Source organism: Novosphingobium sp. FW305-C-30-35, assembly GCF_058783135.1.
This window is the reverse complement of the sequence record NZ_JBYSYJ010000001.1, coordinates 954181-980602: the sequence shown is the minus strand read 5'-3', so window position 1 is coordinate 980602 and position 26422 is coordinate 954181. Positions and strand designations below refer to the sequence as shown.

Annotated in this window: 21 protein-coding genes and 1 tRNA gene; 11 read left to right on the top strand and 11 right to left on the bottom strand. The window is 64.2% G+C overall.

Annotated features, from left to right (window positions below):
• The first annotated feature begins 175 nt into the window (after window positions 1-175).
• The 4 genes from recA (at window position 176) to alaS (ending at window position 5546) form a co-directional block, all read left to right on the top strand.
• Window positions 176-1246, top strand: coding sequence for a recombinase RecA (recA, locus tag AC3WLM_RS04805; protein ID WP_039334323.1), 1071 nt, complete (start codon window positions 176-178; stop codon window positions 1244-1246).
• A gap of 156 nt (window positions 1247-1402) precedes the next feature.
• Window positions 1403-2029 (top strand): glutathione S-transferase family protein, encoded by a 627-nt coding sequence (locus AC3WLM_RS04800; protein WP_193827038.1) that lies wholly within the window; start codon window positions 1403-1405, stop codon window positions 2027-2029.
• Between the two features lie 3 nt (window positions 2030-2032).
• Window positions 2033-2857: a class I SAM-dependent methyltransferase gene (locus AC3WLM_RS04795; RefSeq protein WP_492476750.1), complete on the top strand. Its 825-nt coding sequence runs from the start codon at window positions 2033-2035 to the stop codon at window positions 2855-2857.
• A 43-nt stretch (window positions 2858-2900) separates the two neighbouring features.
• Window positions 2901-5546 (top strand): alanine--tRNA ligase, encoded by a 2646-nt coding sequence (alaS, locus tag AC3WLM_RS04790; protein ID WP_492476749.1) that lies wholly within the window; start codon window positions 2901-2903, stop codon window positions 5544-5546.
• 434 nt (window positions 5547-5980) lie between these two features.
• On the opposite strand, the gene AC3WLM_RS04785 is transcribed toward alaS, so the two are convergent.
• The 3 genes from AC3WLM_RS04785 to AC3WLM_RS04775 all read right to left on the bottom strand — a co-directional run bounded on the left by AC3WLM_RS04785 (window position 5981) and on the right by AC3WLM_RS04775 (window position 9330).
• Window positions 5981-6148 (bottom strand): hypothetical protein, encoded by a 168-nt coding sequence (locus AC3WLM_RS04785; protein WP_156135766.1) that lies wholly within the window; start codon window positions 6146-6148, stop codon window positions 5981-5983.
• 51 nt (window positions 6149-6199) lie between these two features.
• Window positions 6200-7984: a cation:proton antiporter domain-containing protein gene (locus AC3WLM_RS04780; protein WP_492476748.1), complete on the bottom strand. Its 1785-nt coding sequence runs from the start codon at window positions 7982-7984 to the stop codon at window positions 6200-6202.
• Between the two features lie 122 nt (window positions 7985-8106).
• Entirely contained in the window at window positions 8107-9330 is a 1224-nt protein-coding gene (locus AC3WLM_RS04775) for an NADP-dependent isocitrate dehydrogenase (protein ID WP_039334315.1), read from the bottom strand.
• A gap of 186 nt (window positions 9331-9516) precedes the next feature.
• On the opposite strand from AC3WLM_RS04775, the gene AC3WLM_RS04770 reads away from it, so the two are divergent.
• Complete coding sequence (locus AC3WLM_RS04770; RefSeq protein WP_039334313.1) at window positions 9517-10281, top strand: crotonase/enoyl-CoA hydratase family protein; 765 nt, start codon at window positions 9517-9519, stop codon at window positions 10279-10281.
• A 109-nt stretch (window positions 10282-10390) separates the two neighbouring features.
• On the opposite strand, the gene AC3WLM_RS04765 is transcribed toward AC3WLM_RS04770, so the two are convergent.
• Both AC3WLM_RS04765 and cpdR read right to left on the bottom strand, forming a co-directional pair.
• A tRNA-Val gene (locus AC3WLM_RS04765) sits at window positions 10391-10465 on the bottom strand.
• A gap of 107 nt (window positions 10466-10572) precedes the next feature.
• Window positions 10573-10950, bottom strand: a complete 378-nt coding sequence (cpdR, locus tag AC3WLM_RS04760; protein ID WP_062348304.1) for a cell cycle two-component system response regulator CpdR — start codon at window positions 10948-10950, stop codon at window positions 10573-10575.
• Window positions 10951-11124: 174 nt separating this feature from the next.
• Here cpdR and AC3WLM_RS04755 point away from each other — a divergent pair, with 174 nt between their 5' ends.
• The gene (locus AC3WLM_RS04755) at window positions 11125-12087 is read left to right on the top strand and encodes an N-formylglutamate amidohydrolase (RefSeq protein WP_492476747.1); all 963 of its coding nucleotides are present in this window, start codon (window positions 11125-11127) and stop codon (window positions 12085-12087) included.
• Window positions 12088-12400: 313 nt separating this feature from the next.
• Here the strand turns inward: AC3WLM_RS04755 and AC3WLM_RS04750 are convergent, their stop codons facing one another.
• Together AC3WLM_RS04750 and AC3WLM_RS04745 are read right to left on the bottom strand one after the other, a co-directional pair.
• On the bottom strand, window positions 12401-13180 hold the full coding sequence (locus AC3WLM_RS04750) for a SapC family protein (protein ID WP_427463792.1): 780 nt from the start codon (window positions 13178-13180) through the stop codon (window positions 12401-12403).
• 109 nt (window positions 13181-13289) lie between these two features.
• Window positions 13290-14708 carry an FAD-binding oxidoreductase gene (locus AC3WLM_RS04745; RefSeq protein ID WP_492476746.1) on the bottom strand — a complete coding sequence of 473 codons (1419 nt, stop codon included), beginning with the start codon at window positions 14706-14708 and terminating at the stop codon, window positions 13290-13292.
• 198 nt (window positions 14709-14906) lie between these two features.
• Between AC3WLM_RS04745 and AC3WLM_RS04740 the strand changes: the two genes are divergently transcribed.
• Both AC3WLM_RS04740 and AC3WLM_RS04735 read left to right on the top strand, forming a co-directional pair.
• Window positions 14907-15443, top strand: a complete 537-nt coding sequence (locus AC3WLM_RS04740; protein ID WP_492476745.1) for a hypothetical protein — start codon at window positions 14907-14909, stop codon at window positions 15441-15443.
• Window positions 15444-15587: 144 nt separating this feature from the next.
• Entirely contained in the window at window positions 15588-16955 is a 1368-nt protein-coding gene (locus tag AC3WLM_RS04735) for a DEAD/DEAH box helicase (RefSeq protein ID WP_492476744.1), read from the top strand.
• Between the two features lie 769 nt (window positions 16956-17724).
• Here AC3WLM_RS04735 and AC3WLM_RS04730 read toward each other — a convergent pair.
• Entirely contained in the window at window positions 17725-20019 is a 2295-nt protein-coding gene (locus AC3WLM_RS04730) for an ATP-dependent helicase (protein WP_492476743.1), read from the bottom strand.
• Window positions 20020-20191: 172 nt separating this feature from the next.
• Between AC3WLM_RS04730 and AC3WLM_RS04725 the strand changes: the two genes are divergently transcribed.
• A complete protein-coding gene (locus AC3WLM_RS04725; RefSeq protein ID WP_492476742.1) occupies window positions 20192-20791 on the top strand; it encodes a hypothetical protein in 600 nt (199 codons plus the stop codon).
• Between the two features lie 127 nt (window positions 20792-20918).
• Window positions 20919-22178 (top strand): MFS transporter, encoded by a 1260-nt coding sequence (locus AC3WLM_RS04720; RefSeq protein WP_492476741.1) that lies wholly within the window; start codon window positions 20919-20921, stop codon window positions 22176-22178.
• Here AC3WLM_RS04720 and rsmD read toward each other — a convergent pair.
• Both rsmD and AC3WLM_RS04710 read right to left on the bottom strand, forming a co-directional pair.
• Complete coding sequence (gene rsmD / locus AC3WLM_RS04715; RefSeq protein WP_039334304.1) at window positions 22175-22720, bottom strand: 16S rRNA (guanine(966)-N(2))-methyltransferase RsmD; 546 nt, start codon at window positions 22718-22720, stop codon at window positions 22175-22177. The genes AC3WLM_RS04720 and rsmD overlap by 4 nt on opposite strands.
• Window positions 22717-23529, bottom strand: coding sequence for a pseudouridine synthase (locus AC3WLM_RS04710; RefSeq protein WP_230487686.1), 813 nt, complete (start codon window positions 23527-23529; stop codon window positions 22717-22719). The genes rsmD and AC3WLM_RS04710 overlap by 4 nt, the downstream gene beginning before the upstream one ends.
• A gap of 182 nt (window positions 23530-23711) precedes the next feature.
• Between AC3WLM_RS04710 and AC3WLM_RS04705 the strand changes: the two genes are divergently transcribed.
• A complete protein-coding gene (locus AC3WLM_RS04705; protein ID WP_492476740.1) occupies window positions 23712-25037 on the top strand; it encodes an AmpG family muropeptide MFS transporter in 1326 nt (441 codons plus the stop codon).
• On the opposite strand, the gene AC3WLM_RS04700 is transcribed toward AC3WLM_RS04705, so the two are convergent.
• Complete coding sequence (locus AC3WLM_RS04700; protein ID WP_492476739.1) at window positions 25038-26345, bottom strand: bifunctional folylpolyglutamate synthase/dihydrofolate synthase; 1308 nt, start codon at window positions 26343-26345, stop codon at window positions 25038-25040.
• Window positions 26346-26422: the final 77 nt, after the last annotated feature.

Here is a 26422-nt window from a genome sequence, read left to right as displayed (position 1 = left end):
CCATCCTGCCGGCCGCGCATATTGCGAGAAAAGCGAGATAAGCTAAGGATTTGCGCCAAGGCGTTGCCAAATCGGCGCGAATATATCGTTCCCCTCTTGTTCCACGGGAACACAACGAGTACATAACCCTTGTTGACGGCTCGTGTCAGCCAACTCTAGCAAGGGAAACGAAGCCATGGCGGCTCAGCTCAAGCTCATCGAGGAAGGTAAGATCAAGGACATGGATCGTCAGAAGGCGCTCGACGCAGCCCTTGCACAGATTGACCGTGCGTTCGGCAAGGGTTCGGCAATGAAGCTGGGCTCGAAGGAAGCGATGCAGGTGGAGGCGATCTCCACCGGGTCGCTGGGGCTTGATATCGCACTCGGTGTCGGCGGTCTGCCGCGCGGACGCGTGATCGAAGTCTATGGGCCGGAAAGCTCGGGCAAGACCACGCTCGCGCTGCACGTCATCGCCCAGGCCCAGAAGACCGGTGGCACGGCGGCATTCATCGATGCCGAGCATGCGCTCGACCCGGTCTATGCCAAGAAGCTGGGTGTCGATATCGACAACCTGATCGTGTCGCAGCCGGATACTGGCGAACAGGCGCTGGAAATCACCGACACGCTCGTCCGTTCCAACGCGATCGACGTGCTGGTGGTGGACTCGGTGGCCGCGCTCGTGCCGCGTGCGGAAATCGAAGGCGAGATGGGCGACAGCCACGTCGGCCTGCAGGCCCGCCTGATGAGCCAGTCGTTGCGCAAGCTGACCGGTTCGATCAGCCGTTCGCGCTGCATGGTGATCTTCATCAACCAGCTGCGCATGAAGATCGGCGTGATGTACGGCAACCCCGAGACGACGACGGGCGGTAACGCGCTCAAGTTCTACGCCTCGGTCCGCCTCGACATCCGCCGCACTGGCCAGATCAAGGATCGTGACGAGATCGTCGGCAACGCCACGCGCGTGAAGGTGGTCAAGAACAAGGTGGCTCCGCCGTTCAAGCAGGTTGAATTCGACATCATGTATGGCGAAGGCATCTCGAAGATCGGCGAAATCCTCGACCTCGGCGTCAAGGCCGGGCTGGTCGAGAAGTCGGGTGCCTGGTTCAGTTATGACTCGATCCGCATCGGGCAGGGGCGCGAGAACGCCAAGAACTTCCTGCGCGAGAATTCCGAACTTTGCGACCGGTTGGAAGCCGCGATCCGCGGCCGCACCGACAAGGTTGCCGAAGGTCTGATGGTCGGTCCGGACGCGGACGACGACGTCTGATCTTCAAGGCGGCGGGCAGCCTCCATCCCCGGTGCAAGCCGGGCCCGCCAGCCAGACAAAGAGCCCGCGCGTTCCCCGGCAGGATCGCGCGGGCTTTTTGTTTGCGCGCCGGCGGTTGCGGGTTAACCTTCCACTTAAACCGCACGGAGAATCGCCATGGGCATCATCGTTCACCATCTCAACAACAGCCGTTCGCAGCGGGTCCTCTGGTTGCTGGAGGAGCTTGGCGTCGATTACGAGATTCGGCACTATCAGCGCGATGCGGTGACCAACCTTGCCCCGCCCGAACTGAAGGCCGTGCACCCGCTGGGCAAATCGCCCCTGCTGGAGATCGATGGCCGGGTCATCGAGGAATCGGGCGCGATCGTGCAGGTCCTGTGCGAACGCTATGGCAAGGGCACATGGCTCCCGGCGGAAGGTTCGGACGACGCCCTGCGGCACCTCGAACTGATGCATTTTGCCGAAGGCTCGGCCATGACCCCCGTCCTCCTGCAGCTTTATACCTCGCGCCTTGGAGAGGCTGCCGCGCCGCTGAAGCCGCGCATCGACGAACAGCTGGCAGCCCATTTTGGCTACATGGAGCAGATCCTGCGCCCGTCCGGCCACTTTATCGGCGACAATTGGACCGGGGCGGATGTGATGATGAGCTTCCCGGCAGAGATCGCGGTCATGCAAGGGGCGGGTGCACATTTCCCCAAGCTCGCGGCATTCGTCGCGGCCATCCACGCGCGGCCCGCGTGGCAGCGCGCGCGCGAAAAGGGCGGCGACTATTTCGGGATGTAAGGCATGACCAACGCGAGTGACTGGCAGGGGACGGTCGGACGGAGCTGGGCCAGCGAATGGCGGCGCACCGATGTCAGCTTTTCCGACCTGACACCCAAACTTCTGGCCGCCATCGCTCGAGAGCCGGGCGCGGCTGTTGCAGATATCGGTTGCGGAGCGGGGGAGCTGTCGATCGCCATTGCCGAGGCAAGGCCGCAAGCGCAGGTGACCGGCGTGGATATCTCTGCCGATCTGGTCGATGCGGCCCGCTCCCGCGCCATTCAGCCAAACCTGACGTTCGAGCTGGCCGATGCCTCGCAGTGGCAACCCGCGTCACGGCCGGACCTGTATTTATCGCGCCACGGCGTGATGTTCTTCTCCGATCCGCAAGCAGCCTTCGCCCATCTGGCCGCGCAGGCGATGCCAGGAGCGCGCATGGTCTTCTCGTGCTTTCGCAAGGCTGCCGAGAACGACTGGGCGGCGGCCATCGCGGCGCTACTGCCGAAAGGTGATTCTCCGCAAACCTCGCCGACCGCGCCCGGACCTTTCGCTTTTGCCCTGCCGGAACACGTGCGACGCTGCATGGCAGGATGGCGGGCGGTGGAGCTCGCGCCGGTGGATTTCCGGTACATCGCCGGCACCGGGCCAGATGCCGTGGGCGAAGCGATGGCGCTGTTCCGCCGCATCGGACCTGCTGCGGCGGCCTTGCGGACTTTGCCCGAGGCCGAGCGCGCAGCGGTCGAGATGCGGCTCGCCGAGCTTGTGGAGGCCCATCATCGGGACGGCGTGGTGGCATTCAATGCTGCGGCGTGGCTGGTAAGCGCCACGTCCGATCACAATGATGGATGAAACGTGCTTGTAGCGCGCCGAACGCTCGCCTAATCGGCCTTTCATGACTTCGACGAACGAAATCCGCCGCTCCTTCCTCGAATACTTCGGCTCGCACGGGCACGATGTGGTGCAGTCTGCGCCGCTGGTGCCCTACAACGACCCGACGCTGATGTTCACGAACGCCGGAATGGTGCCGTTCAAGAACGTTTTCACCGGGCTCGAGACACGCGCGACCCCACGCGCCACCTCGTCGCAGAAGTGCGTGCGCGCGGGCGGCAAGCACAACGATCTCGACAACGTCGGCTACACTGCGCGGCATCACACCTTCTTCGAGATGCTCGGCAACTTCTCGTTCGGCGACTACTTCAAGGAGCAGGCGATCACCCATGCGTGGACGCTGCTGACGCGCGAATGGGGCCTGCCCAAGGACAAGCTGCTCGCCACCGTCTACCATACCGACGACGAGGCGTTCGAGCTGTGGAAGAAGATCGCAGGCCTGCCTGAAGATCGCATCATCCGCATCGCCACCAAGGACAACTTCTGGGCGATGGGCGACGATGGCCCGTGCGGTCCCTGCTCCGAAATCTTCTTCGATCATGGCGATCACATCTGGGGCGGCCCTCCGGGATCGCCGGAAGAGGATGGCGACCGCTTCATCGAGATCTGGAACCTCGTGTTCATGCAGTTCGAGCAGACCGCGGGTGAAATCACCGGCAGCCTGCCCAAGCCGAGCATCGATACCGGCATGGGCCTGGAGCGCATTGCCGCCGTTCTGCAGGGCGAACACGACAACTACGACACCGACACGTTCAGGGCGCTGATTGCCGCGTCCGAAAGCCTGACTTCGGTGAAGGCCGAGGGCGAGCAGCGCGCCAGCCATCGCGTGATTGCCGACCATCTGCGCTCGACCAGCTTCCTGCTGGCCGATGGTGTGCTGCCTTCGAATGAGGGCCGCGGCTATGTGCTGCGCCGCATCATGCGCCGCGCCATGCGCCACGCGCACCTGCTGGGTGCCAAGGACCCCCTGATGCACCGCCTGGTGCCGGCACTGGTCGCCGAGATGGGCGCTGCCTATCCTGAGTTGGGCCGTGCGCAGCCGCTGATCGAGGAAACCCTGCTGCGCGAGGAAGTGCAGTTCCGCCGCACGCTTTCGAACGGCATCAAGCTGCTCGACGAAGCGACCGCCGCGCTGGGCGAGGGCGATGCGCTGCCGGGCGAGACCGCATTCAAGCTCTATGACACTTACGGTTTCCCGTACGACCTGACCGAAGACGCCTTGCGCGCCCGTGGCATTGCGGTTGACCGCGAGGGCTTCGATGCTGCCATGGCGCAGCAGAAGGCGGCGGCGCGCGCGGCGTGGAAGGGATCGGGCCAAGCCGCCGACAGCGAAGTGTGGTTCGACATTGCCGAACGCGTCGGCGCAACCGAGTTCACCGGCTACACCGCCACCACCGGCGAGGCGCAAGTCGTTGCGCTGGTCAAGGACGGCAAGGAAGTTGGGAGCGCTGCGGCGGGCGATGACGTGACCGTGATCGTCAACCAGACGCCGTTCTACGGCGAAAGCGGTGGCCAGACCGGCGATGCCGGCACGATCACCAGTGCCGATGGCCTGAAGCTGGCGGTGAGCGACACCGCCAAGCCCTTGGGCCGCTTGCACGCGCACAACGCGAAGGTTGAAGCGGGTTCGATCAAGGTCGGTGACGTGGTGAAGCTCGACATCGATGTCGAACGCCGCGATGCGATCCGCGCCAACCACTCGGCCACGCACCTGCTGCATGCGGCACTGCGCAATCGCCTTGGCGGGCACGTGACGCAGAAGGGCTCGCTGGTTGCTGCCGATCGCCTGCGTTTCGACTTCTCGCATCCGACTGCACTGACGCCTGATGACATTGCCGCGATCGAGGCCGAGGTGAACGCCGAGATTCGCGCCAACGAACCAGTGACGACGCGCCTGATGAGCCCCGATGATGCGATCGAGGCGGGGGCGATGGCACTGTTCGGTGAAAAGTATGGCGAGGAAGTGCGCGTGCTTTCGATGGGCCGTGCGACGGAGAAGCACTATTCGGTCGAACTGTGCGGCGGCACGCACGTTCGGGCGCTGGGCGATATCGGCGTGTTCCGCATCGTCAGCGAGAGCGCGGTCTCGTCGGGCGTGCGCCGCATCGAGGCGCTGACCGGCGAGGGCGCGCGGCAGTGGTTCGTGGCCCGCGAAGAGGCATTGAAGCACACCGCGTCGATCCTGCGCACGACGCCGGAAGACGTGGAAGCCCGCGTGTCCGCCCTGATGGAAGAGCGCAAGAAGCTCGAGCGCGAACTGGCCGAGGCCAAGAAGGCGCTGGCGCTGGGCGGCGGGGCAGCCAAGGCGGAGAACGCGGATGAGGAAGTGGGCGGCGTGAAGTTCTCGGGCCAGGTGCTCGACGGGCTGGACCCCAAGGAACTGCGCGGACTGCTCGATCAGGCAAAGCAGCGTCTGGGTTCGGGCGTTGCGGTGATCGTGGCGGTGAACGAGGGCAAGGCTTCAATCGCGGCGGCGGTGACAGAGGATCTCGTCGGAAAGGTCAGCGCGGTCGATATGGTGCGCGCAGGCGTGGAAGCACTTGGCGGCAAGGGCGGTGGTGGCCGTCCGGATATGGCCCAAGGCGGCGGTCCGGACGGAGCAAAGGCGGCTGAAGCGATCAGCGCGGCTAAGGCGGTGCTGGCTGGGTGACCACATCGCCGGGCGTTGAGAGGGCTCGGACGCTCGCTAAATGGGCTGGCGGCCTGTTGTGGATGACCATCTCGACTTTTCCGCTCCTCGGCCAAGGTGCAAAGCGGGAGGTCGCTTGCCGCGGGCGTGTATTCGCGGGCGGATTCGACGACTGTTTCAACGACTATTTGCCGTTACTTGAATTTCTCGCGCCTGCTGTCGCTCTCGCATTGCTCTGGCCCTTTTTGCGTTTCGCCTCCTCCGTTTGGAAAGATCGGGCAGGGCCACAGTCACGGGGACTTGCGGTCATGGGGACTTGCTGGTGCATCTGGCGCGCAAGCACGTACCCAATCGACCGCGTGACTATCCCTTACATACTCGTCTGGGTCCTGTTCGGCATGTGGTTTGCGGCTGGCGCGCTCCGGGGTCCCAAGTCAGACGCAACGAATTGACCGTTATTGCCTGCGCCCGCTGGCGCCGCGCGTTTCGGGTTCGGAGCCGCGGGCCAGATCCTTTTCGCGCATCGTGGCGTCGGTCTGCTGCGGCCCCTTGATCGGGCCCTTGTTCGGCTGATCGTCCTGCGTCGCCGGGTTCAGGTCGGGCTTGTTGCTGCGGTGGGTCATGTTTCTCTCCTTGCCATGAAAACACAGGGCAAGGAGATCGGTTGCGGGCTGTCAGGCAGAGCGTTCCCGGAGCGAGGCAGACTTGAGCTTGGGAAGCGAATTGAGCTCGCCTTCCTCCTTGATCTTCTGGCGCAGTTCGTCGCGCTTTTCGTGGATCGAGGCGATGACCGGGCCCATCGGGAAGCCGAGATCGACGAGCACAGCTTCGGACAGCTGTAGCGAGCTTTCGAGCGTCTCGGGCACGGCATGGCTGGCGCCGGCCTTGTAAAGCGCGGCGGCGTGCATCGCGTCGCGCGCGCGGACGATGATCGGGAGGTCAGGATGTGCGCTGCGCAGGCGCTTGACCATGCGCAGGATGAGGACGGGTTCGTCCATCGTCAGGATCATCGCCTTGGCATCATCGAGGCCGAGCCGGGCGATTGCCGCTTCGCTGTCGACGTTGCCGAACAGGACCGGCAGGCCATCCTTGCGCGCGTTCCTGACGATGCCGGGGTCCGAATCGATGCCGAGCCAGGCGGCCTTGTGGACCGTCAGCATCTCGGCGATGAGCCTGCCGACGCGGCCGAAGCCCATGACGACGACGCGCTCGCCTTCCGGCTCCTCGACGAATGTATTCTGTCCGACGTCCGCAGTCCCGCGCGCGACCCGCTGCCCCCATGTCTCACCGAGTTTGGCCAAGAGCGGCGTAATTGTCAGGCCGATGGCGGTGACGATCTGCCAGAATTGGGCAGTCTCCCGGTCGATGAGGGTTGCCTCGGCGGCCGTGGTCAGCACGATCAGGGTAGTTTCCGATGGGCTGGCCATCAGGATGCCGGCTTCGAGTGCGGTAGCGCGCTCCTTGCCCATGGCGCGTAGGGCGAACATCGTGACAAGCGCTTTGAGCACCACCACACCGACGACTGCGAGGGTGAGCGGCCCGATCTGTGCCCAGACGACGCGCAAATCTATGCCCATGCCGATGGTGATGAGGAAAACGCCCAGCGCGAGGCCCTTGAACGGCTTGGTAATCGCTTCGACCTCGGTGTGATACTCGGTCTCGGCGATGAGCAGGCCCGCCAGCAGCGCGCCCATGATCGGCGAGAGGCCGACGAGAGACGTCGACAGCGCTGCGGCGATCACAACCAGCATCGTGGCAGCAAGGAACAACTCGGGGCTCTTCGTCTGTGCAGCCTGGGCGAAAAGGCGCGGTAGCAGCAGGCGTCCGCCGACCAGCAGGACGGCAATGACGATGCCGCCATAAAGCAGCGTTTCGCCAAGGGTTGGGCCATCCGAATGCGCGGCGACCGGGCCCATTGCACCAAGGATGAAGATGATCGGCACGAGCGCGATATCCTCGAACAGGAGCATCGACAGCGCGGCGCGGCCGACGGGACCATGGGTGCCGGCGATGGGCAGGACCAGCGCGGTCGAGGAAAGCGCAAGTGCAAGGCCGAGGCCGAAAGCGCCGCTGATCTGCAAACCGGTGGCCAGAAGTGCCGCCGACAGGAGGAAGGCCGAAATGCCAAGCTCCATCGCGCCAAGGCCGAAGACCAGTCGGCGCATGTCCCACAGGCGATTGAAGGACAGCTCCAGGCCGATCTCGAACAACAGGAGGATGATGCCGAACTCCGCGAAAGGCGTGATCGCGGCCGGATCGGAAATGGTGAAGTGGTACAGCCAGGGGTACTGCGGCACGAGCGCGCCGAGGCCGAACGGGCCGACCACCAGTCCGACGAGGATGAAGCCGATGATCGGGGTGATGCGGAAGCGGGCGAAGGCCGGGATGACGATGCCTGCGGCACCGAGGATTACAAGAGCGTCGGAAAGTGCGGTCGTCGGTTCGAGATTGCCTGCCATTGGCGAAGGTTAGGGGAGGGGGGCAATGGTGTCACCCGTTTCTGCATGTCGAACTGTTGCCAAAGCAAAAGGGCCCCGGCGGCAACCGGAGCCCTTTGCTGTTTCCGTAATGGAACTGGCGCTTATGCCCAGTTCTTCATTTCGGCTTCGAGGTTCTCGACGATGGCTTCGAAGAACTTCTCGGTGGTCATCCAGGCCTGATCCGGGCCGATCAGCAGGGCGAGGTCCTTGGTCATCTTGCCGCTTTCGACGGTTTCGATGCAGACGCGCTCGAGCGTTTCGGCGAACTTCACGACTTCCGGGGTCTCGTCGAACTTGCCGCGGTACATCAGACCGCGGGTCCACGCGAAGATCGAGGCGATCGGGTTGGTCGAGGTCTGCTTGCCCTGCTGGTGCTGGCGGTAGTGACGGGTCACGGTGCCGTGGGCAGCTTCGGCTTCGATGGTCTTGCCGTCGGGCGACATGAGGACCGAGGTCATCAGGCCGAGCGAGCCGAAGCCCTGCGCAACCGTGTCGGACTGCACGTCTCCGTCGTAGTTCTTGCAGGCCCAGACGAACTTGCCCGACCACTTGAGCGCCGAGGCGACCATGTCGTCGATCAGGCGGTGTTCGTAGCTGATGCCGGCGGCGGCGAACTTTTCCTTGAAGCCTTCGGTGTCGAACACTTCCTGGAACAGATCCTTGAAGCGGCCGTCGTAGGCCTTGAGGATGGTGTTCTTGGTCGACAGGTAGACCGGCCAGCCCAGCGACAGGCCGTAGTTGAACGACGCGCGGGCGAAGTCGCGGATCGAATCGTCGAGGTTGTACATCGCCATGGCGACGCCACCCGAGGGGTAGTTGAACACTTCGCGGTCGATCGTCTCACCGTTGTCGCCTTCCCAGACGAGACGCAGCTTGCCGGGACCGGGGACGACGAAGTCGGTGGCGCGGTACTGGTCGCCGAAGGCGTGACGGCCGACGACGATCGGGTCGGTCCAGCCCGGGACGAGGCGGGGCACGTTCTGGATCACGATCGGTTCGCGGAAGACCACGCCGCCGAGGATGTTGCGGATCGTGCCGTTGGGCGACTTCCACATCGACTTGAGGTTGAATTCCTCGACGCGCTGTTCGTCAGGCGTGATCGTGGCGCACTTCACGCCGACGCCGTACTGCTTGATTGCATTGGCGGAATCGATGGTGATCTGGTCGTCCGTCTCGTCGCGCTTCTGGACCGAGAGGTCGTAGTACTTGAGGTCGATGTCGAGGTAGGGGAGGATCAGGCGCTCGCGGATCCATTCCCAGATGATCCGGGTCATTTCATCGCCGTCGAGTTCGACGACCGGGTTCTTCACCTTGATCTTCGCCATGTCCGTCCTGTCTTTCAAGCTGGGGAGAGAAATTGCGCCTTCCCTTAGCAGAGGCTTGCCGGTGCGCAAGGCAGTGGGGCGATTCGCGCAATTTTTGCAGGCTTTGCGCTGGACATCGGCGCATGGGCAATGCAGATATTTAAGTGACCGGTTAAAGCCGGGTGGAAGTCCTTTTGGAGAGATGCGATGAGCGAGGCGGAAGTCCTTACCCAAGTCGATGGCAACGTGCTGATCGTCACGATCAACCGGCCCGATGCAAAGAATGCCATGAACAAGGCTGCGGCCGAGGGCATTTCGGCAGCGATGGACCGGCTGGATGCCGAGGCCGACCTGCGCTGTGCGATCCTCACCGGGGCTGGCGGCACGTTCTGTTCAGGGATGGATCTCAAGGGCTTCCTGCGCGGGGAGTCGCCCTCGATTCCCGGGCGCGGTTTTGGCGGCCTGTCGGAATGGACGCCGAAGAAGCCGATCATCGCTGCGGTCGATGGCTATGCCTTGGCGGGCGGCATGGAACTGGCGCTGTCGTGCGACCTGATCGTGGCGAGCGCTTCATCCAAGTTCGGCATTCCCGAAGCCAAGCGCGGACTTGCCGCTGCTGCCGGTGGCCTGATCAAGCTGCCGCGCCAGATCCCGCCGCGCATCGCCATGGAACTGGCGCTGACCGGCGACTTCATCACCGCCCAGCGCGCTTATGAGCTTGGCTTCATCAACCAGATCGTCGAGGGCCCGTCGCTGGAAGCAGCAAAGGCTCTGGCAGCGAAGGTCGCCGAGAACGGTCCGCTCGCACTGATCGCGTCGAAGGGCATCATCCGCGATTCGCACGAGTGGACCGAGGCGGAAATGTGGAAGAAGCAGCAGGCCTATATCGCGCCGGTATTCACGTCGAGCGACGCACGCGAAGGCGCCGCCGCCTTTGCCGAGAAGCGCAAGCCGAACTGGCAGGGCAAGTAACATCGCCAGGGCGGGGGCGCTGGTCGCTCCCGCCACTTTGCCCTGTCGATCAACAAAAGCCTGCGTCGATCGACAAAAAACCCCGCCATTGGCGGGGTTTCTTATGCGATGGTGGGCGTAGCAAGGATTGAACTTGCGACCCCTACGATGTCAACATAGTGCTCTACCACTGAGCTATACGCCCGCACCATCTGCTTGTCCCTTGGCTGGCGGAGAACCGCTGATCGCGTCGGGAAGCGCGCCATTAGCCCCCGTCCCGATTCATGGCAAGGGGGAATTTGCAGCCGGAGTTCAGCGGCTGCCCGCGAACTGCGCATCCTCGAACACGCGCTCGACTTCGAGCACCAGATCCTTGAGGTGGAACGGCTTTGACAGAACCCGGGCCTGGGGTGCCTCACGATTTGCCTTGAGCGTCACAGCGGCAAACCCGGTGATGAACATGACCTTGGTGCTGGGGCTGATCTCGCTGCAGCGTTGCGCCAATTCGATTCCATCCATTTCCGGCATCACGATGTCAGACAGGAGGAGGTCGAAATGTTCGGATTCGAGCAGGGGAATTGCGGCGGTGCCCCTGTCCACGGCAGCCACGGAATAGCCGGCATTTTCCAGCGCGCGGGTCAGGTAAGTGCGCATCGCCTCTTCATCTTCGGCGAGCAGGATCCGGATCATGGCGAACCTGTTTTTTAGTGGGGCTTCAGTTCCATGGCCTATAACGCCGATGGGGTTAACAATCTCCCGCCTGAAGCTTCGCGCAAACCGCTTTTTGCCCGCAACCCGACATGTGGTCCAATCGTTGTCGGACCTTGCTTTGACTTGCGTGCGAATCGGTTGCACCTTTGCGGGATGCAGCATGAGTGTGAGCACCAGGGCGATTCGGCTTCGGTCCATGGCGGGTCGGTGCCGGGCAATCCCGGTGTGCCGGCCTACAGCCTGACGACGATCGATCCTTCGCCGATCCCCGTGGTGATTGCCGTCCCGCACGCAGGAAGGGCCTATGCCAAGTCGCTGCTGGACCGGATGCGTCATCCCGCATTCGCAGCGCCCCGGCTTGAGGATCGCTACGCCGATCTCTTGGGGCAGGCGGTTTCTCGCCGGACCGGCGCGGCGCTGCTCATCGCCCATGCGCCGCGGGCCATGCTCGATCTCAACCGTGCCAGCGATGATGTCGACTGGGAGATGGTCGGTGGTCCACCGGCCGATGCTTCGGCCGCGCCCAGCGGTTTTGGCAGGCGCGCACGAAGCGGGCTGGGGCTGGTGCCGCGTCGTCTGCCGGGCCTTGGAGAGCTGTGGAAGCGCAGGCTCGACCACAGCGAACTGGCAGAGCGGATTGCAGCGGTGCATCAGCCTTATCACATGGCGCTCGCCAGCACGCTCGAGACGATTCGGGACCGTTGGGGCGCTGCCCTGCTGATCGACCTTCATTCGATGCCACCGCTGGCGGCGCGTTCGCCCGGAGAGCGTGCGCCGGAATTCGTCGTGGGCGATCGGTTCGGCGCTTCGTGCGATGGGGGTGTGGTGGCTTCCGCGTTCGGCTTCTTCACCGAAGCTGCGCGACGGGTGTCGCACAACCGGCCTTATGCCGGGGGCTACGTGCTGGAGCGACACGCAAGGCGTGCCGAAGGGCTACACTGCATGCAGCTCGAGATAGACCGCACCTGCTACCTCGATGCCCGCATGGCCGAACCCGGCCCCGGCTTCGATGCCACGATCGAGCTGTTGGTGGGCCTGGTGCGCCGACTCGCGGTCGACGTGGCGGACCTTGGCCGCGCATCCGACCGCGGACGCTGGCGCGCTGCTGCCGAGTAGATGCGCGCTTTATGGGCAAGCGCGCGGGGAGACTTGCGCAAACTCATGTAACCCAAGAAAAAACCACCTGGAGCAAGCTCCAGGTGGCCAAGGTTCAGGGAGGAGGTGCACGTGAGTGCACCAGTTACGCTGGGCCATGAGGGGAGCCGCAACGCAACAATCACAAGATAGGTGAGGGGATTTGCCCCTGCAAGGCCTTTCGAGGGATTTTTGCAACACCCCAAGAAAAAACGCGATGAACCGAATGGTTTACCGCGCTTTTCTGTTGACCTGTGGCTCGATCGCTCAAGCCCGATGTCAAATCGTGTCCGGCTTATTCAGCCGGAACCTGGATCGCCGGGATCGGACCCTTGCCCAGTTGAACCTGTGCGCCGAAGATCTGGCTGATCAGTTCGAGCGAGAACAGGTGGGCATAAAGCAGCGGCAGCAGGCCGCTCTGCGCCCAGCCACGCAGCACGTCACCGCGCACATCGCGCAGCTTTTCCTGATTGACCATCTGGAAGCCGCGATAGACGAACGGCTGGTCATTGCCCTGCTGCTGGATCGCGACTTCGCCCTCCATGAGCAGGTCGTGCTTCTTCAGCTCGTCGATGAAGGCCTGCGTGCGCTGGCCGGCCTGTTCGAACTGTTCGCAGAAGCCGAGTGCAGCCTGGGTCGCTTCAGAAGGCTGGCCGTCGGTGAAGAGCTCCTGCCCTTCCACCGAATCGCCGAGCAGGTTTGCCGAAGGGTCGAAGCACAGCGAAAGTTCTTCGCTATTGGGGTTCAGCTTGGCGAGCAGGAACGGGTAGCGGCGGACATAGGCCGGAATGTAGATCGGCTGGGTGACCTTGCCTTCTTCATCGACAAAGACGTTCACGCCTTCGTTCAGCCCCATCAGCGCCAGCGGAACCGGGTTGTCACCCGATGCAAAGATGATCGGGTAATGGCGTGCTGCTTGGGGAAATTCCTCAGCCGTCAGGGGGATGGCGTGCTGTCCGATCAGCCAGGGAGCTGCATCCGCGTTCTTCGCCTTCCACGTTGCATGGTCCCGGCTGTTGAGCGGCATCAGGTCGTTGTAGAACATCGGCAGGTTCGCTTGCGGCGCGCTGGCCATTTTGCATCTCTCCAAGAATCAAAACATTCGCGCGGGCAAAACTCACTCTGGCCGCGGCTTAGCGGGAACGCCGGTTCTTAGGGGCTGCCAGAAGGCCGCGCAAGCCGCGTCAGACAAGCTTTCCGGGGTTTAGCAGGCCGTCCGGGTCCAGTGCCTGCTTGATGGCACGCATCGTGGCAAGCACCGCGGGATCGGAAAGGCGGGCCAGTTCGTCACGTTTCAGCCTGCCGATTCCGTGTTCGGCCGAGATCGAGCCTCCCCACGCAACCACCATGTCGTGGACCTGTGCACTGATCGCCTTGCCGTCGCCTGCTTCCCACGATGCCCGGTCGCTGACCGGCGGCGCGATGACGTGGAAGTGGACGTTGCCGTCACCGAGATGCCCGAAACAGACCGCGCGGGTGCCCGGCCAATCGGCTTCGAGGCGCGGGACGGCGGCCTCGACAAAGGCGGGCATCTTTTCGACCGGCACGGAAATGTCGTGCTGCATCGCCGGGCCAAGCGCGCGTTCGGCTGGCGAGATGGTCTCGCGGATCAACCACATGCGCTCGGCCTGGTCTTCGCTGGCGGCGATCGTGGCGTCAGCGATGAGATCGCGTTCGAACGCCGTGGCAAGGATGCGCTCGGCCAGTTCGGGCAATCTCGCGGCGGTGTCCTCGTCGCCCGCGACCAGTTCGATCAGGGCGTGCCAGGCATGAGGCTCCGTCAGCGGTGCGCGCGTTCCGGGAGTGTAGGCCTGAACCGCCTCGAGGCTGTGCTGGGGCAGGACCTCGAAGCCTTCCAGCAGCCCCGGCGCCATGTCCTCTGCCAGAAGCAGGAGGCTGCGCGCATCGTGGAGTGAGGCCGTGCCTGCCCACATCACCGTCCTGCCGGCGATGGCGGGAGCGAGCCGCAAGGTCGCAGCGGTGACGATGCCCAGCGTTCCTTCCGAACCTATCAGCACCTGCTTGAGATCGAAACCCCGGTTGTCCTTCTTGAGCGGGGTCAACAGATCGAGCACGCTGCCATCGGCCATGACAGCTTCGACCCCCAGCACGAGTGCCCGCATCGAGCCATGGCGCAGGACTTGCGTACCGCCGGCGTTGGTCGATACGAGCCCGCCGATCGTGGCCGAGCCCTTGCCGCCAAGCGTGAGGGGGAAGCGCAGGCCCTCTTTCTCCGCCGCCTCGTGCAGGACCTGCAGGATGACGCCTGCCTCGCACGTGGCCGAACGCGCCGCGGTATCGAGCGCGGTGATCCGGTTCATGCGGCGCAAGGAGAGGATGATCTCGCGCCCGCTTTCGAATGGTGTCGCGCCACCCGACATGCCGCTGTTGCCGCCCTGCGGCACGATCGGCACGCCATGCCTGGCGCACAGCTTCACCAGAGCGGCGACCTCGGCGGTATTGGCTGGCGAAGCGATTGCCCGCGCCGCGCCGGTGTAGCGGCCGCGCCAATCGGTCAGCCATGGGGCCATGTCATCGGGATCGGTAGTCAGACCTTTTGGCCCGAGCAGACGGGCCGCTTCTGCAAGAAACGTTTCGCTCATCACGGCATCGGCTATTGCCACCCCGCAGGAAGGGCAATTCATTTTTCATTGCTGACAGGTTAAGCAACCGTTCAACCCCGGAGGTTAGGGGTTTCAGGAGCGGTTGGAGCGGGGTCAGGGCCGCTTGGCCGTAGAGGGGACGTCGAGAGTTTTTGCATCGGAATGCCCAACGTATTCAACCTATTGGCCTCATTGGGCATGCTGCTGGCCGTACCGGTTGGTACACCCGTGGCGATACCCGATAGCGATACGCAATGGGCGACTGCTTCCATTCCGGCAGGATCGCCCCTCATTGTCGACGACTTCGGGGCGAGCGCGTTCAACAGCTTCATCACCGACGGCTTGGGCGACCAGTCCTGGAATCAGGTGCGCATCGAGCAGCGCATGATCATCCGTATTGCACCGCGCCTGCCCGGCCAGATGTACACGCCGATGCCGGCCGCGCCTCAGCCGCCGCGTTTTTATGAGCGCAAGACCAGCAAGTGCCTGCCGATCACCAGCATTGCGGGCGTACAGATCGAATCGCAGGATCGCCTCCTGCTTGTCACGCGCGGGCGGAAGCTGATCGGTGCCAGTCTCGACAAATCCTGCCGCGCTCGCGACTTCTATTCGGGCTTCTATGTCGAGAGGAACGAGGACGGGCAGCTCTGTGCCGGCCGGGATACGATCCATTCGCGGGCCGGAGCGAACTGTGCCATTACCAAGATGCGCGAACTCGTGCTGGAAGATGACTGACAGTCCCGTCTCGTCGCGGAATTCTTGACTTTTCGGGCCATATCGTCTTAGCGCGCAGGCAGTGCTGGCGGCATTTTGCGATGCAGGCTGTCCAGCGGGCACATTTGCGTTCGTGCCGTCTCTAGTTCTCGGAAAATTGCCTGCATGAAGTTTGCCGATCTCGGCCTCTCGGATGAATTGCTCCAGTCGGTGCTCGATGCCGGCTATGATGAGCCCACTCCGATCCAGGCGCAGGCAATTCCCGCTGTCCTGATGATGAAGGACATCATCGGCATCGCCCAGACCGGCACCGGCAAGACTGCCGGGTTCGTGCTGCCGATGATCGACATTCTGGCGCACGGCCGCCGCCGCGCGCTGATGCCGCGCTCGCTGATTCTCGAACCGACGCGCGAACTCGCCGCGCAGGTGGCCGAGAACTTCGAGAAGTACGGCAAGAACCACGACCTGAAGATGGCGCTGCTGATCGGTGGCGTGCAGATGGGTGACCAGGTCAAGGCGCTGCAGGACGGCGTCGACGTGCTGATCGCCACGCCTGGCCGCCTGATGGACCTGTTCGAACGCGGCAAGATCCTGCTCACCGGCTGCGATCTGCTCGTGATCGACGAGGCTGACCGCATGCTCGACATGGGCTTCATCCCCGATATCGAGAACATCTGCACCAAGCTGCCGACTCAGCGCCAGACGCTGCTGTTCTCGGCAACGATGCCGCCGCCGATCAAGAAGCTGGCCGACAAGTTCCTGTCGAACCCGAAGATGATCGAAGTGGCCCGCCCCGCGTCGACCAATACCAGCATCGCCCAGTTCAAGGTGAAGTGCACCACGCGCCAGAAGCGCGAAGTGCTGCGCCAGCTGCTGCGGACCGACAACGTCACCACCGCAATCGTCTTCGCCAACCGCAAGACCACGGTGCGCGAACTCGCCAAGTCGCTGCAGCGTCATGGCTTTGCCGCAGGGGAAATCCACGGCGACATGGACCAGAGCGCGCGCAACGCCGAACTGCAGAAGTTCAAGGACGGCGACATCTCGATCCTCTGCGCCTCGGACGTTGCCGCGCGCGGGCTTGATGTGAAGGGCGTGAGCCACGTCTTCAACTTCGACACGCCCTGGCACCCGGACGACTACGTCCACCGTATCGGCCGCACCGGTCGCGGCGGGGCGACGGGACGCGCCTTCACGCTGGTGGCGTCGGAAGATGCCGAGGCGATCGACAATGTCGAGAAGCTGCAGGGGACCAAGATCCCCGAGTTCAAGCTCGAGATCGCCGAGAAGGAAGAGCGCAAACCCCGCGAGACCGAGCGCCGCGAGGAAGAGCCGAAGCGCGAAAGCCGCCGCGAACGTCCCGCCCGCGAGGAACGCAAGCCCCGCGCCGAACGCGAACCGCGTGCAGAAGCCCGCCAGGAACGCGCTCCACGGCGCGAACAGCCCAGCTACCGCGACCACTCCGAACCGCCGTCAAAGCCGGGTGAGTGGAACGGACCGATTCCTGAATTTCTGGCGGTTTCGGCGCTTTAATCAGGCCCATCCGGCTCTGTTTGTGTCGAGCCCCTCGGCAAGCTCGGGATAAACTTCGAGCTATTGGCCCGAAGTCGAGACACTCGCGCTGAAACCGGTGTCTCGACTTCGCTCGACACGAACGGATGCTGGGCGATTGGGACAGGACGCCCCCCGATGAAGTCGTCGGCCCGGACTTGATCCGGGCCTTGGCTTTTCAGTTCAGGCACTGCGCCGGAAAACAGCCCAACCCCGTGTCAAGCACGGGGTGACGGAAGGAAGATCAAGTCAAGTCTACGGAATGGCCGCAAATGGGTGGAAAGCGGACATGCAGATGATAGGTTTAGTGCATGAACGAGACCATGCGTGCCCACGTCGCTGAGCTAAGAACTATGCAGTCTGAAGCGGCAGCAGATTGGCTGCTTCAGTACTATCCGGCTGGCGAAGCAATCGCCTTACTCGAACATATATCGTTGAGGAGAGAAGACTATCGCCGTCTTGCTAGGCACTATCTTGCTGGACCTGCTCACGCACATGATCGAGCATATCGGCTCTTTGCGCAACGCCTCGGCCTCAGGCATTTGATCCGTATCCTCGACGAAACGCCGCTTCGAAATAGCCGCAACGCCGGTCTGTTAGTATACCATCTCAGGCCTATGCTGAGAAATGCCAAGGACGCCGACGAGTTGCGCGAGGCTGCAGCGTTCGTTGACCGTCTAACGGCCCGTTGAACGACTGCAACTGGGCGAAGCCGGTCGTCCCACAACAGCGAGCGACAAAGCCAACGCTCTCAAGCCACCTTAACAAAGCTATCAATCACCCGCTTGCGCCCCGCGCTTTCGAAGTCGATCTCCAGCTTGTTGCCTTCCTGCTCGGCCACGGTGCCGTAGCCGAACTTTTCGTGGAAGACGCGCGCGCCGACGGCGATGTCGCCGCGCGGCTTGGCGGCGAAGCTGGCGGCGCTGCGGGTGGGTTCGGCGATGCGGCGGGGGGCGGGGTTGAAGGTCTGGGCGGCGGCGCGTTGCCAACCGGGGCCGCGTGAGGCGGCGCGATTGGCGTTTGCTTGGGCGACGTGGGCGAAGGGGTCTTCGCGTTCGCTCCAGTTGGCGCGCCACATCGATGCGCCGCCCGAGAGCGTGGTTTCCTCCTCGATGTGCTCGGCGGGCAGTTCGCCGATGAAGCGCGAGGGGATCGAGCTGGTCCACTGGCCGTAGATCTGGCGATTGGCGGCGTGGAGGATGGTGCAGCGCCTGCGGGCGCGGGTGATCGCGACGTAGGCGAGGCGGCGTTCCTCCTCAAGGCTGGCAAGGCCGCCTTCGTCGAGCGAGCGCTGCGAGGGGAACACACCTTCTTCCCAGCCCGGCAGGAACACGTTGTCGAACTCGAGGCCCTTGGCGGCGTGGATGGTCATGATCGTGACCTTGTCCTCGTCGGCAGTGTTCTCGTTGTCCATCACGAGGCTGACGTGTTCGAGGAAATCGCCCAGCGTCTCATACTCTTCCATCGCGCGGGCGAGTTCGGTGAGGTTTTCGAGGCGTCCGGCGGCCTCCGCGGTCTTTTCCGCCTGAAGTGCGGCGGTGTAGCCGCTTTCGTCGAGGATCGTGCGGGCGAGTTCGGCTGGCACCAGCTGCTTGGCTGCATCGCGCCAGCGCGCGAAATCGCGCATCAGCGCGGCGAGGGTGTTGCGCGCTCGGGCCGGCAGTTCGTCGGTATCGAGGATCTCCACCGAGGCCAGCGAGAGGGGGATGCCGCGCGCGCGCGCGTGGCGGTGGAGCTTTTCCAGCGTCTTGTCGCCAAGGCCGCGCTTGGGGGTGTTGTAGATCCGCTCGAACGCAAGGTCGTCCTGCGGGCTGGCGATCTGGCGCAGATAGGCCAGCGCGTCGCGGATTTCGGCGCGTTCATAGAAGCGGAAGCCGCCGACGATGCGATAGCCCATGCCGATCTGGATGAAGCGGTCCTCGATCGTGCGCGTCTGGAACTGCGCGCGCACGAGGATGGCTACGCGATCGAGCGGGGCGCCCTCACGCTCAAGCCGTTCGATGTCCTCGCCGATCCGCCGCGCTTCTTCCGGAGCGTCCCACACGCCGATCACGCGGACCTTGTCGCCGCCGTCAAACTCGGTCCACAGCGTCTTGCCGAGGCGTTCGGTGTTCTCCGCGATCAGGCCCGAGGCCGCGCCGAGGATGTGCGGGGTGGAGCGGTAATTCTGTTCGAGGCGGATCACCTTGGCGCCCGGAAAATCCTTTTCGAACCGCAGGATATTGGCGACTTCCGCGCCGCGCCAGGAATAGATCGACTGGTCATCGTCACCCACAACGCAGATGTTCTTGCGGTTCTGGGCGAGCAGGCGCAGCCACAGGTACTGCACCGCGTTGGTGTCCTGATATTCGTCCACCATCACGTACTTGAAGCGCTGCTGCCAAGATTCCAGCACGTCCCGCCCGCGCCGGAAGATGTTGAGCATGTGCATAAGCAGGTCGCCGAAATCGCAGGCGTTCAGCTCGCGCAAGCGGTTCTGGTAGAGCGCGTAGAAGCGCTGGCCCTTGCCATTGGCATAGGCCTCGTTCTCCAGCGCATCGAGATCGCCGGGGTTGAGGCCGCGGTTCTTCCACTTGTCGATCAGCCCGGCGAGCTGCTTTGCTGGCCAGCGCTTGTCGTCGACGCCTTCGGCCACGATCAGCTGCTTCAGGAGGCGCAACTGGTCGTCGGTGTCGATGATCGTGAAGTTGCTCTGCAGGCCGACAAGTTCGGCATGGCGACGCAGCATCTTGGCGGCAATGGCGTGGAACGTGCCGAGCCAAGGCATCCCTTCCACCGCCGGGCCGATCAGGTTGCCCACACGCTCGCGCATCTCGCGCGCGGCCTTGTTGGTGAAGGTGACGCAGAGGATCTCGCTCGGCCAGGCGAGCCGCTGGCGCAGCAGGTTGGCAAGGCGTGCGGTCAGCGCGGCGGTCTTGCCCGTGCCTGCGCCTGCCAGCATCAGCACCGGCCCTTCGGTCGTCGTCACCGCCTCGCGCTGGGGTGGGTTCAGGCCATCGAGCCACGCTTCGGCGGTGCCGGGATTCACGGAGAGTGGGGAGGACATGCGTGAACAGATAGGGACCAAACGCATTCGGGGCAATCGGCAAAGCCCGATCTACCAACGCTTTCGATTCGTCGCAGCGGGCCATGCGGATCATCGCAGGCCCGGGAACCGCCGCAGGTCCCGGCGCTTGGCGTTTTACTTCGGGTACAAGAATCAAAATCAGGAGAATCTGATGCGAAACCTTCTTGCCGCGAGCGCGCTGGCGCTTGCCGTCGCTTCGAGCCCTTCGTTCGTGGCCGCCCAGTCGACCTCCACGACAGCAACCGCAACCACGTCAGACACCACCGCTGCAACCACGGCGACCAGCACCTTCTCGCCGACGCCCGACCAGCAGCTTCAGATCGACGCATGGGCCGCCGAACAGAAGAGCAGGTATGCGGCATGGCCCTCCACGTACCAGGAGTACTTCTGGAGCCTCGATGCTGATCAGCAGAAGGGCTGGTGGGCGCTAACCGACGAGCAGAAGGCGCAGATCTATGCCATGACGCCGGAACAGCGCACGCAGGTCTGGCCCTCGATCGTGGCGCAGGTTTCCGGCAAGGCAGTGCCGTCATCCGGTGCGATGCCAGCCCAGCCCAATCCCGGCATGGGTACGCCCGCAACGCCAGCCACTCCCGCAGAGCCTGCAACGCCTCCCTCAGGCGGGATGAGCAGCATGGACAGCAGCACTACCGGCAACATGACCCCGCCGCCCGCATCGGCCATGAACAAGAAGTATCCGGTCTGCAGCAAGACTGTAACCGACAGCTGCCGCAATCGTGGCGGCATCTAAGGGCTACTGACGATCGTCGCGCAATGGGGCGTCGGGAAACCGGCGCCCCATTGCGTGTGCGCAGCGGTTGACCCGGATCGCTTGAGACGGAACAACCCGCCCCGCGTACGAGGGGAGAAGCGCCACGATGAATCCGATTCGCCAGCATGGTCGCGTTCTGACTGCCAGTCTGGTCGGGACGGCGGTAGAGTTCTACGACTTCTACATCTACGCCACGGCCGCGGCGCTGGTCATAGGGCCATTGTTCTTCCCCACCGAATCGGAGGCAGCACAGACGTTGCTGTCCTTCATGACCTTTGGCCTCGCGTTCTTTGCACGGCCGGTGGGCGCCATTGCCTTCGGCCACTTCGGCGACCGGATCGGGCGGAAGTCAACGCTGGTTGCCTCGCTGATGCTGATGGGCGGCTCGACCTTCCTGATCGCCTTTCTACCGACTTACGCGATGATCGGCTGGGTCGCACCTGCACTGCTGTGCTGCTTGCGCTTCGGCCAAGGCTTCGGCCTTGGCGGCGAGTGGGGCGGAGCCTCGCTGCTTGCAGTGGAAAACGCGCCGAAGGGGTGGGAAGCCCGCTTTGGCAGTGCGCCGCAGCTGGGCGCCCCACTGGGCTTTCTCTGTGCCAACGGGCTGTTCCTGTTGCTCGGCAAGGGGCTGTCGGATGCCGACTTCGCCGCCTGGGGATGGCGGGTGCCGTTCCTGGCGAGCGCGCTGCTGGTTGGTCTTGGCCTGTGGGTGCGCCTCAAGATCGGCGAAACACCTGCGTTCAAGGAAGCACTCGAGAAGGCAGAGCCGCCCAAGGTGCCGGTCGGTCTGCTGTTCCGCAATCATCTTGGCGCCGTGCTGGCGGGGATCGCGGGCGTGGTCGCGTGCTTTGCGATCTTCTACCTCGCGACGACTTTTGCGCTGTCCTTTGCCACGACCAGGCTCGGTTATGCCAAGCAGGAGTTTCTAGGGCTCCAGCTTGGCGCCAACAGCTTCCTTGCGCTCGGCATTCTGGTTGCGGGGTACTGGGCGGACAAGGCCTCGGCGCGGCTTGTCCTTGGCACCGGGGCGGCGCTGACGATCATCGTCGGCATGATGTTCGGCACCGGCCTTGGCGCGGCATCGCCTTGGGTGGTCTTCGCCACGCTGGCAAGCGCGCTGTTCGTGATGGGGCTGGCCTATGGACCGCTGGGCTCCTGGCTGCCGACGCTCTATCCGGTCGAAGTCCGCTACACCGGCATTTCGGTGGCGTTCAACATGGGCGGGATCATCGGTGGCGCATTGGCCCCGTTCGCGGCGGCGTGGCTCGCCGGCATAGGCGGCACGGCCTATGTCGGGCTGTTCCTGACGCTGGCTGGCGCGATGACTCTGGCAGGCGTGCAGTTCTCGCCCCGACGGGCGGATTAGGACTTCAACCGCATCAGCGTGATCAGCGCCTTGCCGACCTTGCGCTCGGCATCGACCTCGCACACGCGCACGTCGGGCACTTCCTTGGCAGCCGTTTCAAGGCAGATCCAGGTCGCCTCGCCGATCCAGCCAAGCCGGGTCAGCCGGTCGATCGCGACGGCACCTGCGCCGGTACCATAGGGCGGATCAAGCATGACGAGGTCGAGCGGCTGCTTCACCGGGCCGAGGCTGAGCACCGACGAGGCGCGCACGTCACATTGCGGGGCGCAGCGCAGGGCCGCGATGTTGGCGCGGATGGTGCGGATCGCGCCTGCGTCCTGCTCCACGAAGATCGCCGATGCCGCTCCGCGTGACAGCGCTTCGAGGCCGAGCGCGCCCGACCCTGCAAAGAGATCTGCGACGGTTAGGTCCTCGAAACTGCCGAGGCGGCTGGCCAGCATCGAGAACAAGGTCTCGCGCGTGCGGTCTGCAGTGGGGCGGGTAGTGTCACCCTCGGGCGCGCGCAGGGGCCGTCCGCGCCATTCTCCGGCTATAATTCTCATTTGGCTTTCAATGTCTTGCGGAAGCGTTCGACCATGACCTGCGGGATCTCCTCGACCGAGCCGCGTTGCAGGTCAGCCAGTTCAAACGGGCCATAGCTGGTGCGCAGCAGACGCGAAACTTCCAGGCCGAGATGTTCGAGCACGCGACGCACTTCGCGGTTCTTGCCTTCGGTCAGGGTCAGCTCGATCCACTTGTTGCGGTTGGCGCTGCGCTCAAGATTGGCGTTGATCGGGCCATAACGCACGCCGTCGATTTCGATGCCTTCCATAAGTTCTTCGAGCCGCGCCTGCGTGATGTCTCCGAAAGTGCGGGCGCGGTAGGTGCGGGGAATGCCGGTGGAGGGCAGTTCCAGCGCGCGCTTCAATTCGCCATCGTTGGTCATCAGCAGCAGCCCCTCGGTATTCACGTCGAGGCGGCCGACCGGCATGACGCGCGGCGCGTCCTTGGGCATGGCATTGCGCAAAGCGGTGTAGATCGTCGGGCGACCGGTGGGGTCGCGCTCGGCTGTGATGAGGCCTGCAGGCTTGTGGAAGCGAAACAGGCGCGGAGCAGCTATCGGGCCGACCATCTTGCCATCGACGCTCACCCCCTTGAGGCTGGTCAGCAGCGTGGCGGGCGTGGTCACGACCTCGTCGCCGATCTTGACGCGCCCTTCCTCGATCATGCGCTCCACCTCGCGGCGGCTGGCAATTCCTGCGCGGGCCAGCAGCTTGGCGATGCGATCGCCCTCGCGCTCGGAGCCATCGGCGTTCGGCGCGCGCTTGGCGGGAACGACCGGCTGCGACGTGCGCGGCGCACCGCTGCGCATGGAGAAAGGCTTCTTTTCAGTGGTACCGGGCCGAGGGCTGAACCGCTTCGGCCTGTCGCCACCGTTTCTTGGGGGAAAAGTCATGGGGCAGCCCTTACGCGAGAACGCCTCTTCCGTCACCCCTAGCGCCGCTGGAATTGGCCGCTAGTCTGCCAGCAACATTTGAGGGAGCGCAGTCGTCGATGAGCACCGAGGCCAGTGACCGGAACCTGTGGAACTCGGTGCGCCCCTATCTTGAGAAGGAATCGCTGGCCGCGTTCTTCCTCGGCGTGTCCTCGGGCTTCCCCTATGCGATGATCGGCGCGACGCTGACGACGCGTCTGGCGCAGGACGGGATCGACAAGAAGACGGTCACCGCCTTTACGCTCGCGTTTCTCGTCTACAACCTGAAGATCTTCTGGGCATGGCTGGTCGACGGCGTGCATTTGCCGCTGCTCGGGCGGCTGGGGCAGCGTGTATCATGGATGCTGCTCGCCGGATCGCTGGTCATGGCCGCAGTCGCCAACCTGGCGCTGGTCGATCCCTCGGCGGATCTTGGCGCGACGGTGCTGGCGGCCGTGCTGGTCGGCGTCGCGGGGGCGACTTTCGACATCGTGATCGACGCCTACCGCATCGAGACCTTGAAGCCCTACCAGCTCGGCACCGGCTCGGGCATGAGCCAGTATGGCTGGCGCATCGGCTCGGCAGGGGCAGGGGCGCTGGCGCTGTTCATGGCGGCGCGTTCCGGCTGGAGCGCGGCCTATCTCGCCTGTGCACTCTTCGCCCTGCCGGCCATGCTGACGGCGCTGATCCTGGGTGAACCCGAACGCCACCGCGAGCCCACCGCGCGCAAGGGCGTGGGCGAAGTCATTGCTTCGATCATCGGGCCGTTTGGCGAGTTCTTCCATCGGCACGGCGCCTGGCTGGTGCTGCTGTTCATCCTTGTTCACAAAGTGGGCGACACGCTGGCGAACCTCACCTTCCGGCTACTGTTCGACGATCTCGGCTTCACCAACGACGAAATCGCGATCTGGGACGTTGGCGTCGGCTTCTGGGCCTACCTGATCGGCGTGTTCATCGGCGGCGTGGCTTATGCGAAGATGGGCCTGAAGCGCTCGGTCCTGCTGGCGCTGGTGCTGATGGCGGTGTCGAATCTTTCCTTCGCGGCGCTTGCGGCGGCTGGCCATTCCAACCTGGGCATGGCCGGTGCGATCGGATTCGAGAACGTCGCCTCGGGCTATGGCGGCGTCGTTGTCGTCGCGTACTTCTCGGCGCTGTGCGACTTGCGCTACACGGCGGCCCAATATGCGCTGATCTCCGCTGCTGCGAGCATCGTCGGCCGCTTTGCCACCGGCACCACCGCAGGCGCTCTGATCGAGGGCATGGGCTACGTGAACTTCTACCTGCTTACCACGGTGCTGGCGCTGCCGGGCATCGTGCTGTTCTGGTGGATGAGCCGCAGCGGCCTTGTCGATGCGGCGATGGGCACGGCGGGCGAGGAGGGATCTGACGCCGATCCTTTCGCCTGATCAGTCCGGAATCTCGTCGTTCAGCCGCAGCACTTCGCCCGCGAGATAGAGCGAACCGACGATCAGCACGTCACCCTCGGGTGGCAAGGCCGCCAGCGCTTCAGGCACGGTGGCAAAACTGCCGACGGGCAGGCTGGTGAACGGCGCGAAGTCCGCAGGCTTGTGCGCATCGTGCCCGGGGGCCGGTACGACGGAGATTGACAGGGCGCGGTCCGCCAGCGGCGCGAGTATCGCCGAGGGGTCCTTGTTGGCCAGCATGCCCATGATCAGGTGCACCGGTGGCTGGCCTTCAAGATGCCGCGCAATGGCACGCCCCGCATCGGGATTGTGCCCACCGTCGAGCCAGACGGTGCGCCTGCCTGCCAGATCTGTCAGCGGCCCCGCGCCCAGACGCTGCAAGCGCGCAGGCCACCGCGCATCGACGATGCCCTTGCCGAGCGCGCCCAGCGTCACCTGCACGGCATGCTGGTGCCGGATCATTGCGACGGCCAGTGCCGCATTCTCTGCCTGGTGCGTCCCGGGCAGGGCGGGGAGGGGCAGCGGCAACTCGCCACGCTCGTCGCGATAGAGGATCGAGCTGGCAATCTCGGCATCCCAGTCGCGCCCACGCATGATCAACGGCGCACCGATTCGAGCCGCCGTCTCGGCCACCGAATCGGCGGCGACTTGGCTATAGGCCATCGTCACGAGCGGCACGCCGGGCTTCGCGATGCTGGCCTTTTCGAACGCGATCCGGGCAAGCGGATCGGTCGGCACGCCCTCTTCGGTCGCGAGCAGGAACGCTTCATGGTCCATGCCCAGCGTTGCAATCCCGCAGACCGCAGCGGTCGGCATCACGTTGGTGGCATCGAGCCTGCCGCCAAGCCCGGTTTCGATCACGCAGGCGTCCGCAGGCGTGCGCGCATAGGCCAGGAAAGTGGCGACCGTGGTCACCTCGAAGAAGCTCGGCTCAAGCCCTTCGCCCGCGTCCAGCACTTCCTTGAGCAGCGCGGCGAGCAGATCGTCCTCGATCAGCTTGCCGGCGATGCGGATGCGTTCGTTGTAGCGGACCAGATGCGGCTTCGTGGCGGAGTGAACCGTCAGCCCTTCGGCCTCGAGGATGGTGCGCAGGTAGGTGCAGGTCGATCCCTTGCCGTTGGTCCCGGCGACATGGAATACCGGCGGCAGGCGGTCCTGCGGATTGCCCAGGCGCGCGCAGAGTTCGCGCACGGTATCGAGGCCAAGCCGCCCCGACGGCAGCGACAGTGCGCCAAGGCGGTCAAGCTGCGCCTGCACCGCCGGGTTCTCGGAGATCGCGAAGTCCTTCATGCGAAGCCCCTCCCGCAGGCGGGAGGGGTTTGGGGTGGGCAGAGGCAGGCGCAGGCGTTGGTGCAGCCCACCCCCGA